This window comes from Pseudomonas sp. 22515 (assembly GCF_052044625.1).
In the GTDB taxonomy this organism is placed as follows: Bacteria; Pseudomonadota; Gammaproteobacteria; order Pseudomonadales; family Pseudomonadaceae; genus Aquipseudomonas; species Aquipseudomonas alloputida.
The window spans coordinates 107,451-120,692 of the sequence record NZ_JBQENN010000020.1 but is presented as its reverse complement, the minus strand read 5'-3'; the positions used below and the strand labels follow the sequence as shown (position 1 = coordinate 120,692).

At 63.7% G+C, this 13,242-nt stretch carries 11 protein-coding genes; all 11 read left to right on the top strand.

The features are described 5' to 3' along the window. Nucleotides 1-364: 364 nt before the first annotated feature. The 11 genes from ACTJJN_RS19045 (at nt 365) to ACTJJN_RS18995 (ending at nt 13,212) form a co-directional block, all read left to right on the top strand. The gene (locus ACTJJN_RS19045; RefSeq protein WP_010953006.1) at nt 365-1,369 is read left to right on the top strand and encodes an aspartate-semialdehyde dehydrogenase; all 1,005 of its coding nucleotides are present in this window, start codon (nt 365-367) and stop codon (nt 1,367-1,369) included. A 71-nt stretch (nt 1,370-1,440) separates the two neighbouring features. Beyond that, complete coding sequence (locus tag ACTJJN_RS19040; RefSeq protein WP_440781515.1) at nt 1,441-4,176, top strand: FimV/HubP family polar landmark protein; 2,736 nt, start codon at nt 1,441-1,443, stop codon at nt 4,174-4,176. Nucleotides 4,177-4,313: 137 nt separating this feature from the next. Then, the gene (gene truA / locus ACTJJN_RS19035) at nt 4,314-5,174 is read left to right on the top strand and encodes a tRNA pseudouridine(38-40) synthase TruA (RefSeq protein WP_033726402.1); all 861 of its coding nucleotides are present in this window, start codon (nt 4,314-4,316) and stop codon (nt 5,172-5,174) included. Between the two features lie 61 nt (nt 5,175-5,235). Next, nucleotides 5,236-5,856 carry a phosphoribosylanthranilate isomerase gene (locus tag ACTJJN_RS19030; protein WP_440781514.1) on the top strand — a complete coding sequence of 207 codons (621 nt, stop codon included), beginning with the start codon at nt 5,236-5,238 and terminating at the stop codon, nt 5,854-5,856. A gap of 220 nt (nt 5,857-6,076) precedes the next feature. Then, nucleotides 6,077-6,970: an acetyl-CoA carboxylase, carboxyltransferase subunit beta gene (gene accD, locus ACTJJN_RS19025; RefSeq protein WP_004574892.1), complete on the top strand. Its 894-nt coding sequence runs from the start codon at nt 6,077-6,079 to the stop codon at nt 6,968-6,970. Further along, complete coding sequence (folC, locus tag ACTJJN_RS19020) at nt 6,970-8,277, top strand: bifunctional tetrahydrofolate synthase/dihydrofolate synthase (RefSeq protein WP_003247203.1); 1,308 nt, start codon at nt 6,970-6,972, stop codon at nt 8,275-8,277. Before accD ends, folC begins: the two co-directional genes overlap by 1 nt. Further along, a complete protein-coding gene (locus ACTJJN_RS19015) occupies nt 8,261-8,911 on the top strand; it encodes an SPOR domain-containing protein (RefSeq protein ID WP_440781513.1) in 651 nt (216 codons plus the stop codon). The genes folC and ACTJJN_RS19015 overlap by 17 nt, the downstream gene beginning before the upstream one ends. A 197-nt stretch (nt 8,912-9,108) precedes the next feature. After that, nucleotides 9,109-9,666, top strand: a complete 558-nt coding sequence (locus ACTJJN_RS19010) for a CvpA family protein (RefSeq protein ID WP_003247206.1) — start codon at nt 9,109-9,111, stop codon at nt 9,664-9,666. A 42-nt stretch (nt 9,667-9,708) separates the two neighbouring features. Continuing rightward, a complete protein-coding gene (purF, locus tag ACTJJN_RS19005; RefSeq protein ID WP_003247207.1) occupies nt 9,709-11,214 on the top strand; it encodes an amidophosphoribosyltransferase in 1,506 nt (501 codons plus the stop codon). Nucleotides 11,215-11,230: 16 nt separating this feature from the next. After that, complete coding sequence (locus tag ACTJJN_RS19000; protein WP_003247208.1) at nt 11,231-12,442, top strand: O-succinylhomoserine sulfhydrylase; 1,212 nt, start codon at nt 11,231-11,233, stop codon at nt 12,440-12,442. Then, entirely contained in the window at nt 12,439-13,212 is a 774-nt protein-coding gene (locus tag ACTJJN_RS18995; RefSeq protein ID WP_012053269.1) for an SDR family oxidoreductase, read from the top strand. Before ACTJJN_RS19000 ends, ACTJJN_RS18995 begins: the two co-directional genes overlap by 4 nt. Nucleotides 13,213-13,242: the final 30 nt, after the last annotated feature.

The window sequence follows — 13,242 nt, the reverse complement described above, 5'->3', positions numbered from 1 at the left end:
TCCATGCCCGTCACCTGCCTCCGCAAGGCCTGCGTTCGGCCTCCTGAAGTCGCGAAGATCAAGATCAAGATCAAGATCAAGATCAACAGCAACAGCAACAGCAACAGCAACAGCAACAGCAACAGCAACAGCAACAGCAACAGCAACAGCAACAGCAACAGCANNNNCAACAGCAACAGCAACAGCAACAGCAACAGCAACAGCAACAGCAACAGCAACAGCAACAGCAACAGCAACAGCAACAGCAACAGCAACAGCAACAGCAACAGCAACAGCAATAGGCAACGCTGGGGGAGGCACAGACAAAACCCTACAATCCGAGTAAAGTGCCGCCCCCGCCGTTTACAGCAAAAGGATCCCTTCCATGACACACCCTTTGGATATCGCCGTCGTCGGCGCCACCGGCAGCGTCGGTGAAGCCTTGGTGCAGATCCTCGAGGAACTGGCATTCCCGGTTGCCACCCTGCACCTGCTGGCCAGCATGGAATCGGCGGGCAGCAGCGTGATGTTCGCTGGCAAGAAACTGAAGGTGCGCGAAGTCGACAGCTTCGACTTCGCCCAGGTCAAGCTGGCCTTCTTCGCCACCGGCGCCGCCGTCAGCCGCAGCTTTGCCGGCAAGGCGCTGCAGGCGGGCTGCACGGTCATCGACCTGTCCGGCGGCCTGGACGACGCCCTGGCCCTGGTGCCGGAAGCCAACGCCGAACGCCTGGCCAGCCTGTCGTTGCCAGCGCGCATTGTCAGCCCATGCTCGGCCGCAGTAGCCCTGGCCGTCGCGCTGGCGCCGCTCAAAGGCCTGCTGGACATCGAGCGGGTACAAGTGATGGCCGCGTTGGCGGTGTCGGCGCAAGGCCGTGAAGCGGTCAGCGAGCTGGCCCGGCAAACCGCCGAACTGCTCAATGCCCGCCCGCTGGAGCCGCGCTTCTTCGACCGCCAGGTGGCATTCAACCTGCTGGCCCAGGTCGGTGCTGCCGACGAGCAGGGCCATACCGCGCTGGAGCGCCGCCTGGTCAGCGAACTGCGCGTGCTGCTGGGCCTGCCTGAACTGAAGATTTCCGTGAGCTGTGTTCAAGTCCCGGTGTTTTTCGGCGATAGCTTCAGTGTGGCCGTGCAAAGCCGTCGCCCGGTAGACCTGGCAGCGGTCAACCAGGCCCTGGAGGCAGCCGACAGCATCGAACGGGTGGAAAACGATGATTATCCGACCCCGGTAGGTGACGCAGTGGGCCAAGACGTGGTCTATGTTGGACGTGTACGTCACGGTGTCGATGAAGACCAGCAACTCAACCTCTGGCTAACCACTGACAACGTGCGCAAAGGCGCCGCGCTCAATGCCGTGCAAGTGGCGCAATTGTTGATTAAACACATGCCGTAAAAGATACTGGCGAGCACTTTTGTCCTGCTCCGCATGCAGGTTTCGGGACGATTCATACAAGGGAAGAGGTCATGCTTCGAATTCGCAAACTGGTTCTGGCCATGGCTGCAGCATCCGCGCTGTCGTCTGGCATGGCGAATGCGCTGGGCCTGGGGGAGCTGACCCTGAAGTCGGCACAGAATCAGCCGCTGGACGCCGAGATCGAATTGCTCGACGTGCGCGACCTCAAAGCCGCCGAGGTGGCGCCGAGCCTGGCGCCACCGGAAGAGTTCAGCAAGGCCGGGGTGGCGTTTCCGACCTACCTCGAAGACCTGACCTTCACACCGGTGATCAACCCCAACGGCAAAAGTGTGCTGCGCGTGACTTCCAGTCAGCCGCTGCCAGGTCCGGTGGTCAAGTTCCTGGTGCAGGTGATGTGGCCGCAGGGCCGTCTGCTGCGTGACTATAGTGTGCTGCTCGACCAGGCCAAGGCGCAGGGCGACAAGCCGGCGGCAGGCAATGTCACACCGGCCATGACCGGTGCCGGCAACTACACCACCCAGCGTCGCGACACCTTGTGGCAGATTGCTGCGCGTAACACCCAGGGTGGGTCGATCCAGCAGACCATGATCGCGATCCAGGCATTGAACCCGGACGCCTTCATCGGCAACAACATCAACCAGCTGAAGGTTGGCCAGGTACTGCGCCTGCCCGACCAGCAGCAGATCCAGAGCATCGCCCAGGGCGAAGCGAACCGCGAGGTGGCCGAGCAGTATGCGGCCTGGCGTGAAGGCCGTCGCCTGGGGCCGCGTGCCCGCCAGCTGGATGCCACCCGCCGTGGCGCCGCCGAAGCTGCACCGTCGCGTATCGCCCAGGGCGACAACCTGCGCCTGGTCAGCCCGGGCAAGCAGGCCGGTGCAGGCCAGGCCAAGGCGTTGAATGACGAGCTGGCCATGGCCCAGGAAAGCCTGGACACCAGCCGTCGCGACAACGAAGAACTGAAAAGCCGCATGGCCGACCTGCAGAGCCAGCTAGACAAGCTGCAGCGCCTGATCGAGCTGAAGAACAACCAGTTGGCACGCCTGGAAGGCCAGGGCGCAGACGCATCGGCAGCGGCTGCCGCTACTCCGGAGCAGCCCGTGGTCAATCCGGCGCCTGCTGCTGCCGATACCGCACCCAAGCCTGTGCCGGACGCCCAGCCAGCACCCGCCAGCCAGCCGAAGGGTACGCTCGATTCGGTCCTGGGCAACCCGTGGCTTTTGGGGGTGATTGCCGGTTCCAGCATTCTGGTGCTGGCACTGCTGCTGTGGCTGCTGGCGCGCAAGCGCAAAGCCCAGCAAGAAGCCGAGAAGCACCTGCGCATGGCGCGGGCGCTGGAAGAAGAGCAGGGCGCAGGTTTCGACAGCGATACCGAGAGCTTCGACGGCGTCGAAGCCCGGGAGCCTGGCGTAACCCTGTCGCCGGCTGTGGTTGCCGCTTCGGCCGCAGCTGCCGTCGCTGCGGAAAAAGTGGCAGAACCGGTCGCTGAGGCAGAACCCGAGCCTGAGCCGCAAGCAGACCCGCACGCCGCGCTGCTGGCGCAAGTTGACCAATGCCTGGCCGAAGGCCGCCTTAATCGTGCTACCGAGCTGCTGGAGCCCGCCGTGGCCGCCGCGCCGGAGCGTGACGACCTGCGCCTGAAGCTGATGGACGTGTACGCCCGTCAGGGTGACCAGAGCGCGTTCGCTGAACAGGAGCGTCAGTTGCCGGCCAGCGAGCAGAATGTTGCCCAAGTCGCCGGCCTGAAAGAGCGTTACCCCGCCATGCTCGGCCTGGCTGCTGCCGGCCTGGGTGCGGCGGCGCTGGCTGCTGAAATGGATGAGCAGTACGTGCAAGAGTTGCTGCACGATGAGCCCGAAGCGCCGGTGGTTGCCGACGTGGTGCCTGACGAGTTGTCCGGGTTCGAGCCGCACGTGGAGGCTGAGCCAGAGGCTGTCGCGCAAGCAGAGCCTGACGCTGAGCTGGACGCCTTCGATGAAGTGCCAACGCTCGATGCAACGGACCTGGCCGAGCAGGATCTGGACAGCGCCTTCGACCTGAGCCTGGGTGAAGACCTGGCCGATCAAGACCCGCTGGCCGCGTCCGTGCTGGACGAGCCGATGGCACAGGGGGACGTACCCGACGAGCTGGTAATCGCTGAGCCTGTGCTGGATGAGCCCGTACAGGAAGAAGCTCAGCCAGAAGAACAGCCCTTTGCCGTGGATGCCGAGCTGCAAGCCGACGCCGACGCTGATTTCGAGGCCATGCTGGCTCAGGCCGAGCCTCAGCCTGCCGTGGACCTGTCTGATTTCGACCTTGACGTCAGCGAGCCGGTTGCCCCAGCCGCCCCGGAGGCGCTGGAGCAAGATCCGCTGGATGTCGCGTCCGAACTGGCTGCCTTCGACAGCGAACCGGAGTTTGACCCGGTCTCCGAGTTCGACCTGCCATCGGACTTCGACCTGTCCCTGTCGCTGGAAGACGATTCGCCGGCCGCCAAGAGCTTTGCCTCGGAGCTCAATGACGTCAACGCCGAGCTGGACAAGCTGTCACAGAGCCTCGAAACGCCATCGCTGGAGCCGCACTTCACCAGCGAAGACGCGGTGGCGCAGCCAGAGCCCGAGCCTTTGGATGACCTGGACTTCGACTTCTTCTCCGGCAGTGACGAAGTCGCCACCAAGCTCGACCTGGCCCGTGCCTATATCGACATGGGTGACAGCCAGGGCGCGCGCGACATCCTCGATGAAGTGGTCAAGGATGGCGACGACAGCCAGCGTCAGGAAGCCGAGGACATGCTCTCCCGGCTGGTCTGATGCATGCAGGTCAGGCCTCTTGGCGGGCTGACCGCGCCCGCGAAGAGGCCCGCACATGCAGTGCGCAACCACCGGCAGCCCTACGAGGCTGCCGTTGTCGTTATAATCCCCGCCATTCCGTACACCCCACAGGTTTCATGCTCTTGGACATCATCGACACCGCTACCGCCGAATCCGCGGCCGAAGGCTACTCCCGCATCGCCCTGGGCGTGGAATACAAAGGCGCGCGCTACCGCGGCTGGCAACGTCAGGCCAGCGGCGTGCCGAGTGTCCAGCAAGCCCTGGAGCAAGCGCTGTCCAAGGTCGCCAACGAGCCGATTTCGGTGGTCTGCGCCGGGCGTACCGACGCCGGCGTTCACGGCTGCGGGCAGGTCGTGCACTTCGATACTCGTGCCGTGCGTGACGAGCGCGCCTGGACCATGGGCACCAACTTCAACCTGCCGCACGACATCAGTGTGGTCTGGTCGCGACCAATGCCGGCCGACTTTCATGCCCGCTTCAAGGCCTGCGCCCGGCGCTACCGCTACGTCATCTACAACGACCCGATTCGCCCGGCGCACCTGGCCGAAGAGGTGACCTGGAACCACCGTCCGCTGGACGTCGATCGCATGGCCGAGGCGGCGCAGTTCCTGCTGGGTACCCACGACTTCAGCGCCTTCCGTGCCAGCCAGTGTCAGGCCAAGTCACCGATCAAGCACATCTACCACCTGCGTGTTACCCGCCATGGCCAGATGATCGTGCTGGACGTGCGTGCCACCGCCTTCCTGCACCACATGGTGCGTAACATTGCCGGTGTGCTGATGGCCATCGGCGCCGGCGAGCGTCCGGTTGCCTGGGCACGCGAGGTGCTGGAAGGGCGCAACCGCCGTGAAGGTGGGGTAACGGCCCACCCATACGGGCTTTACCTGGTGCAGGTGGAGTACCCCGAAGCGTTTGCGTTGCCCAAGCGTTACATCGGCCCACACTTTTTGAGTGGTTACGAGGCGTTGGCAGACTGACGAGCGAAAAGCCATTTGCTAACATCCGCCCTTTCGCCGTAACAATCAGGGTTCTTGTTCCATGAGCAATGTTCGCAGCAAGATCTGCGGGATTACCCGCATCGAAGACGCACTGGCCGCTGCCGAAGCGGGGGCCGATGCCATCGGCTTCGTCTTCTATGCCAAGAGCCCGCGGGCGGTGGACGTACGCCAGGCGCGGGCGATCATTGCCGAGCTGCCGCCGTTCGTGACCACGGTCGGGCTGTTCGTCAATGCTACGCGCTGTGAGCTGAACGAGATCCTCGAAGTGGTTCCGCTGGACCTGCTACAGTTTCACGGCGATGAAACCCCGCAGGACTGTGAAGGCTACCACCGCCCCTGGATCAAGGCCCTGCGTGTGCGCCCTGGCGATGACCTGGAGGCGGCCTGTCAGCGTTACGCGGGTGCCCGCGGCATTTTGTTGGACACCTATGTGCCAGGCGTGCCAGGTGGAACCGGCGAGGCGTTCGACTGGTCATTGGTACCGGCGCGTCTTGGCAAGCCGATCATCCTCGCGGGTGGGCTGTCGGCCGATAACGTTGGCCAGGCCATTGCCCGGGTAAAGCCTTATGCGGTGGATGTCAGTGGTGGCGTCGAACAGGCCAAGGGCATCAAGGACGCGGCGAAGATCGAGGCCTTCATGCGTGCGGTGAAACAGGCTTGATGGCAGATGTGACGGCTGGCTGCGCGCCATCGTCCATAGCTTTCGCAGCCCTGCGGGCCGCTGCCAGCACCTGTGGTGGCAAACAACACATTAGCGGTGGAGTGGCGCGCTGGAAGCCCCGGCGGCCGGTCCACCATCGTTTCATAAAAGATTTTGAGCTCAAGGGCAGGGTAGGGCCGGTGACGCCGTCCCCCGCCTGCCAATACTGGAGAAAGAAAGCATGAGCAACTGGTTAGTCGACAAACTGATCCCTTCGATCATGCGTTCCGAGGTGAAAAAGAGCTCGGTGCCTGAGGGCCTGTGGCACAAGTGCCCGTCCTGCGAGGCCGTGCTGTATCGTCCGGAGCTGGAAAAGACCCTGGATGTCTGCCCCAAGTGCAATCACCACATGCGCATCGGCGCACGTGCGCGCATCGACATCTTCCTTGACGCCGAAGGCCGGGCCGAACTGGGCGCCGACCTGGAACCGGTCGACCGGCTGAAGTTCCGTGATGGCAAGAAGTACAAGGACCGCCTGACCGCTGCGCAGAAGCAGACTGGCGAAAAGGACGCGCTGATCTCCATGAGCGGCACCCTGATGGGCATGCCGATCGTGGTTAGCGCCTTCGAGTTCTCGTTCATGGGCGGCTCCATGGGTGCCATCGTCGGCGAGCGCTTCGTCCGCGCGGCCAACTATGCCCTGGAAAACCGCTGCCCAATGGTTTGCTTCTCCGCTTCGGGGGGGGCGCGCATGCAGGAAGCGCTGATCTCGCTGATGCAGATGGCCAAGACCTCTGCCGTGCTGGCGCGCCTGCGCGAAGAAGGCATCCCGTTCATCTCGGTCCTGACCGACCCGGTGTATGGCGGTGTTTCCGCCAGCCTGGCCATGCTCGGCGACGTCATCGTCGGTGAGCCGAAGGCCCTGATCGGTTTCGCCGGCCCACGCGTGATCGAGCAGACCGTACGCGAGAAGCTGCCTGAAGGCTTCCAGCGCAGTGAGTTCCTGCTGGAGCACGGTGCCATCGACCTGATCATCTCCCGTGGCGAATTGCGTCCGCGTCTGGCCCGCCTGCTGGCGCAGATGACCGGTCAGCAAACGCCGGAAGAAGCGCGTGAGGCGGCTGCCGTCGCGTGATGAAACAACGATCCCTGGGCGAATGGCTCGCCTACCTCGAGCAGTTGCACCCCTCGGCCATCGACATGGGCCTGGAGCGGTCGCAGAAGGTGCTTGCCCGCTTGGCGCTGGGCAAGCTGGCGCCGCGCGTGGTGACAGTAACCGGCACCAACGGCAAGGGTTCGACCTGCGCCTTTGTGGCGTCGTTGCTGCGTGCCCAGGGGCTCAAGGTCGGTGTGTACAGTTCGCCGCACCTGCTACGTTACAACGAGCGGGTGGTGATCGATGGCCAAGAGGCCAGCGATGAGCGCCTGTGCGAAGCCTTCGCCGCCGTCGAGGCGGCGCGGGGCGATATTTCCCTGACCTACTTCGAGATGGGGACGTTGGCCGCGTTCTGGTTGTTCTACCAGTCGCAGCTGGATGCGGTGGTGCTGGAGGTGGGCCTGGGTGGCCGCCTGGATACCGTCAACGTAGTGGATGCCGACTTCGCCCTGGTGACCAGCATCGGTGTCGACCATGTTGATTACCTGGGTGATACCCGCGAGCTGGTGGCCTTCGAGAAGGCTGGCATCTTCCGCCCGGGCAAGCCGGCCCTGTGCGGTGATCTGGATCCGCCCGGGCCGTTGCTGGACAAGGCCGCCGAACTGGCCGCGCCACTGTTCCTGCGTGGTCGGGAATTCGACCTGACCAGCGCCGAAGGCTGCTGGAGCTGGCGTGGTACTGCCGCCGATGGTGCGCAGGTCGAGCTGCGTGACCTGCCTTTGCTAGACCTGCCCATGGAAAACGCCACGCTGGCCTTGCAGGCTTACCTGCTGATGGGGCTGCCGTGGGACGCGGTGCAAGTTCGCCAGGCGTTGCTGGATACCCGTATCACTGGGCGTCTCGACCTCCGTCTGTTGAACTGGCAGGGTAAGCCGGTAGCGTTGCTGCTGGATGTCGGGCATAACCCGCATGCGGCGCAGTACCTGGCCAGGCGCCTGGCGGCCCGGCCGCTCAAGGGGCGCCGCCTCGCGGTGTTTGGCCTGCTCGCCGACAAGGATCTGGAGGGCGTTATCGCGCCGCTTCAGGGCCTCATCGACGACTGGGCGGTGGCGCCGCTGGATACCCCGCGCAGTCGCCCGGCCGCAGAACTGGCCTCGTCCTTGGCGAACCTCGGTGCCACGGTGAAGTCTTATGCCAGCGTCGACGCCGCCCTTGAAGGGCAATGTGCGCAGGCGACGGCGGATGATCAGATCCTGCTGTTCGGTTCGTTTTTCTGTGTCGCCCAGGCGCTGGAATGGCTGGAGCGGCACGCCCAGGAGGGTGGAATAGATGGCTGTGCTGGATAAAGGGATGAAACAGCGCATGGTGGGTGCGCTGGTGCTGGTGGCGCTGGCGGTTATCTTCCTGCCGATGCTGTTTACCCGCGAGGACGAGATGCGCCAGGTGCACGTCGAAGCCCCGCAGGCACCGGCCATGCCCAGCCTACCGGAAGTGAAGGTGGAGCCGGTTGCCGTGCCGGAGCCACAGGTTATTGCGCAGGAGGCGCAGCCGGCGCCGGTGGTGATCGACGAGGCCACTGCGCCGGCGAGTACGCCCAGCCAGCCAATCACCCCGTCGCCGCAGACCCAGGCGCAGGTTCAGCCGTCCAAGCCGCAGGCGCCCGCGCCCGCGCCCAAGGTGGAGGCCAAGGCTGCTGCAACACCAGCGCCTGCCGCGCCATCGAAGATCGACGCCAATGGCCTGCCCGTCAGTTGGTCGATCCAGCTGGCCAGCCTGTCCAACCGCGCCGGTGCCGAAAAGCTGCAGCAAACCCTGCGTAGCCAGGGTTACAACGCCTATATCCGTACGGCGGGTGGCATGAACCGCGTGTACGTGGGGCCGTTGATCGAGCGCGCCGAAGCCGAGCGCGTGCGTGACGCCATCAACCGTCAGAACAGCCTCAAGGGCTTTGTGGTGCGCTTCCAGCCTGAGCGCAGCTGATTCCCCGGGGCGGCTAGGCCGCCCATTCGCGGGTGAGCCCGCGCCTGCAGGTACTGCGCCGCTGCAAGGCTCAGCCAGAACCAGTTGGGGGCGGGTTTGCCTGCCAATGGCCCAACACCAATCCAGCTGACATTCCGCTTACTCCCGGCCCGCCGCTCTGGTAAAATGCGCCGCCTCAAACGTCTGCAGGCAGCACCGTGGCATTTACCTTGGTTGATTGGGCGATCATTGCGATCATCGCCGTCTCCACACTGATCAGTCTCAAGCGCGGCTTCGTCAAGGAGGCCTTGTCCTTGCTCATCTGGATCATTGCCGGTGCGGTTGCCTGGATGTTCGGCGGTTCGCTCTCGGTGTATCTTGAGAGCTATATCCAGACGCCATCGATGCGCGTCATCGCTGGCTGCGCCATTCTTTTCGTCGCCACCTTGCTGGTGGGGGCCATGGTCAACTTCCTTGTCGGTGAGCTGATCCGCGTGACCGGGCTGTCCGGCACCGATCGTTTCCTGGGCATGGCCTTCGGTGCTGCGCGCGGGGCCTTGCTGGTAGTGGTGGCCATAGGCCTGATCAGCCTGGGGCCGGTTCAACAAGACACCTGGTGGCAGGAATCACGCCTGATACCACAATTTCTCTTGGTCGCCGACTGGTCGAAAAACCTGATTCTGGGTTTCACCGGCCAATGGACGCCCAGTGGGCTGATCAGCACTCCGGCTGATCTTCCGTTCAAGGAACAGTTGCTCGGGCCGTCCAAGCCCTGAGCGCTATTCACTCAAGTTTCATCAAAGTAGGGGTTGCGTCGCATGTGTGGCATCGTCGGTATCGTCGGTAAGTCGAACGTCAATCAGGCGCTGTATGACGCGCTTACGGTCCTCCAGCACCGCGGCCAGGACGCTGCCGGTATCGTGACCAGCCATGACGGCCGGTTGTTCCTGCGCAAGGATAATGGCCTGGTGCGCGACGTGTTCCAGCAGCGCCACATGCAGCGCCTGGTAGGCAACATCGGCATCGGCCACGTGCGCTACCCCACTGCGGGCAGCTCGACCTCGGCCGAGGCCCAGCCGTTCTACGTCAACTCGCCTTACGGCATCACCCTGGCTCACAACGGCAACCTGACCAACGTCGAGCAGTTGGCCAAGGAGATCTACGAGTCCGACCTGCGCCACGTCAACACCAACTCCGACTCGGAAGTGCTGCTGAACGTGTTCGCCCACGAACTGGCAGTGCGCGGCAAGTTGCAGCCGACCGAAGAAGACGTGTTCGCTGCGGTCTCCCATGTGCACAGCCGCTGCGTTGGCGGTTACGCCGTCGTGGCCATGATCACCGGCTACGGCATCGTAGGCTTCCGCGACCCCCATGGCATTCGCCCGGTGGTGTTCGGTCAGCGTCACACCGACGAAGGTGTGGAATACATGATCGCGTCGGAAAGCGTCGCCCTGGACGTGCTCGGCTTCACCCTGATCCGCGACCTGGCACCGGGCGAAGCGGTGTACATCACCGAAGAAGGCCAGTTGTTCACCAAGCAGTGCGCCGAATCGCCAAAGTTGCAGCCGTGCATCTTCGAGCACGTCTACCTGGCGCGCCCGGACTCGATCATCGATGGGGTCTCGGTGTACAAGGCGCGTCTGCGCATGGGTGAAAAGCTGGCCGACAAGATCATGCGCGAGCGCCCCGATCATGATATCGACGTGGTCATCCCGATCCCGGATACCAGTCGCACTGCCGCGCTGGAACTGGCCAACCGGCTGGGCGTCAAGTTCCGCGAAGGTTTCGTCAAGAACCGTTACATCGGCCGTACCTTCATCATGCCCGGCCAGGCCGCGCGCAAGAAGTCGGTGCGTCAGAAGCTCAACGCCATCGAGCTGGAGTTCCGCGGCAAGAATGTGATGCTGGTGGACGACTCGATCGTGCGCGGCACCACCTGCAAGCAGATCATCCAGATGGCCCGCGAAGCCGGCGCCAAGAATGTCTACTTCTGCTCCGCGGCCCCTGCAGTACGCTACCCCAACGTCTACGGCATCGACATGCCGAGTGTTCACGAACTGATCGCCCACAACCGCACCACCGAACAGGTGGGTGAGTTGATTGGCGCCGATTGGCTGGTCTATCAGGACTTGCCAGACCTGATCGATTCGGTCGGCGGCGGCAAGATCAAGATCGAGCAGTTCGATTGCGCGGTGTTCAACGGCGAATACGTCACTGGCGACATCGACGAAGCCTACCTCGACCGCATCGAGCAGGCCCGTAATGACCTGGCCAAGGTCAAGAACCAGGCCGTCAGCGCGATCATCGACCTTTACAACAACTGATTTTGGGAGCGACGGCATGACGGATCAATGGGATGCCGGGCGACTGGACAGTGACCTCGAGGGTGTCGGTTTCGACACCCTGGCGGTTCGCGCTGGTCAAAACCGTACCCCGGAAGGCGAGCACAGCGAAGCGCTGTTCCTGACCTCCAGCTATGTGTTCCGCACGGCAGCCGATGCTGCTGCGCGCTTTGCCGGCGAAACGCCGGGCAACGTCTATTCGCGCTACACCAACCCATCGGTGCGTGCCTTCGAGGAGCGCCTGGCGGCCATGGAAGGTGCCGAACAGGCCGTGGGTACGTCTACTGGCATGGCGGCTATCCTGGCCGTGGTCATGTCGCTGTGCAGTGCCGGTGACCATGTGCTGGTGTCGCAGAGCGTATTCGGCTCCACCATCAGCCTGTTCGAGAAGTACTTCAAGCGCTTTGGCCTACAGGTGGACTACGTGCCACTGGTCGACCTCACCGGCTGGGAAAAGGCCATCAAGGCCAACACCAAGCTGCTGATCGTCGAATCGCCCTCCAACCCGCTGGCCGAGTTGGTCGATATCACTGCGCTCAGCGAAATCGCCCATGCTCAGGGTGCCATGCTGGTGGTGGACAACTGTTTCAGTACCCCGGCGTTGCAGCAGCCGCTGAAGCTGGGTGCCGACATTGTGTTCCACTCGGCCACCAAGTTCATCGATGGCCAGGGCCGCTGCATGGGCGGTGTGGTTGCCGGCCGTACCGAGCAAATGAAAGAGGTGGTGGGTTTCCTGCGAACCGCAGGTCCAACCCTCAGCCCGTTCAACGCCTGGATCTTCACCAAGGGCCTGGAAACGCTGCGCCTGCGTATGCGTGCACACTGCGAGAGCGCTCAGGCCCTGGCCGAATGGCTGGAGCAGCAAGACGGCGTGGAGAAGGTGCATTACGCCGGCCTGCCCAGCCACCCGCAGCACGAACTGGCCAAGCGCCAGATGAGCGGTTTTGGTGCAGTGGTCAGCTTCGAGGTCAAGGGTGGCAAAGAGGGCGCGTGGCGTTTCATCGACGCTACCCGTGTGATTTCCATCACTACCAACCTGGGTGACAGCAAAACCACCATCGCTCATCCGGCTACCACCTCACACGGTCGCCTGTCGCCGCAGGAGCGTGAAGCGGCGGGTATCCGCGACAGCCTGATCCGCGTTGCCGTGGGCCTGGAAGACGTGGCCGACCTGCAGGCTGACCTGGCGCGCGGGCTGGCGGCATTGTGATCGAAATCAGCGGCAGCACCCCGGGCCACAATGGCCGGGTAGCCTTGGTCACGGGCGCCGCCCGCGGCATCGGTCTTGGCATTGCCGCATGGCTGATCTGCGAAGGCTGGCAAGTGGTGCTGAGTGATCTGGACCGCCAGCGGGGTACCAAAGTGGCCAAGGCGTTGGGCGACAACGCCTGGTTCATCACCATGGACGTTGCCGACGAGGCCCAGGTCAGTGCCGGCGTGTCCGAAGTGCTCGGGCAGTTCGGCCGGCTGGACGCGCTGGTGTGCAATGCGGCCATTGCCAACCCGCACAACCAGACGCTGGAAAGCCTGAGCCTGGCCCAATGGAACCGGGTGCTGGCGGTCAACCTCAGCGGGCCCATGCTGCTGGCCAAGCATTGTGCGCCGTACCTGCGTGCGCACAATGGGGCGATCGTCAACCTGACCTCTACCCGGGCTCGGCAATCCGAACCCGACACCGAGGCTTACGCGGCAAGCAAGGGCGGCCTGGTGGCTTTGACCCATGCCCTGGCCATGAGCCTGGGCCCGGAGATTCGCGTCAATGCGGTGAGCCCGGGTTGGATCGATGCCCGTGATCCGTCGCAGCGCCGTGCCGAGCCGTTGAGCGAAGCTGACCATGCCCAGCACCCAACGGGCAGGGTAGGGACCGTGGAAGATGTCGCGGCCATGGTTGCCTGGTTGCTGTCACGCCAGGCGGCATTTGTCACCGGCCAGGAGTTTGTGGTCGATGGCGGCATGACCCGCAAGATGATCTATAGCTGAGCACCTTGTTTAAACTGCGCCGGCCTCTTC

What these genes read in the sequence shown, in the direction of transcription:
- ACTJJN_RS19045 (WP_010953006.1), top strand. Translation starts at nt 365, where the DNA reads ATGACACACCCTTTGGATATCGCCGTCGTCGGCGCCACCGGCAGCGTC.
- truA (WP_033726402.1), top strand. Translation starts at nt 4,314, where the DNA reads ATGCTCTTGGACATCATCGACACCGCTACCGCCGAATCCGCGGCCGAA.
- ACTJJN_RS19030 (WP_440781514.1), top strand. Translation starts at nt 5,236, where the DNA reads ATGAGCAATGTTCGCAGCAAGATCTGCGGGATTACCCGCATCGAAGAC.
- accD (WP_004574892.1), top strand. Translation starts at nt 6,077, where the DNA reads ATGAGCAACTGGTTAGTCGACAAACTGATCCCTTCGATCATGCGTTCC.
- ACTJJN_RS19040 (WP_440781515.1), top strand. Translation starts at nt 1,441, where the DNA reads ATGCTTCGAATTCGCAAACTGGTTCTGGCCATGGCTGCAGCATCCGCG.
- ACTJJN_RS19015 (WP_440781513.1), top strand. Translation starts at nt 8,261, where the DNA reads ATGGCTGTGCTGGATAAAGGGATGAAACAGCGCATGGTGGGTGCGCTG.
- purF (WP_003247207.1), top strand. Translation starts at nt 9,709, where the DNA reads ATGTGTGGCATCGTCGGTATCGTCGGTAAGTCGAACGTCAATCAGGCG.
- folC (WP_003247203.1), top strand. Translation starts at nt 6,970, where the DNA reads ATGAAACAACGATCCCTGGGCGAATGGCTCGCCTACCTCGAGCAGTTG.
- ACTJJN_RS19000 (WP_003247208.1), top strand. Translation starts at nt 11,231, where the DNA reads ATGACGGATCAATGGGATGCCGGGCGACTGGACAGTGACCTCGAGGGT.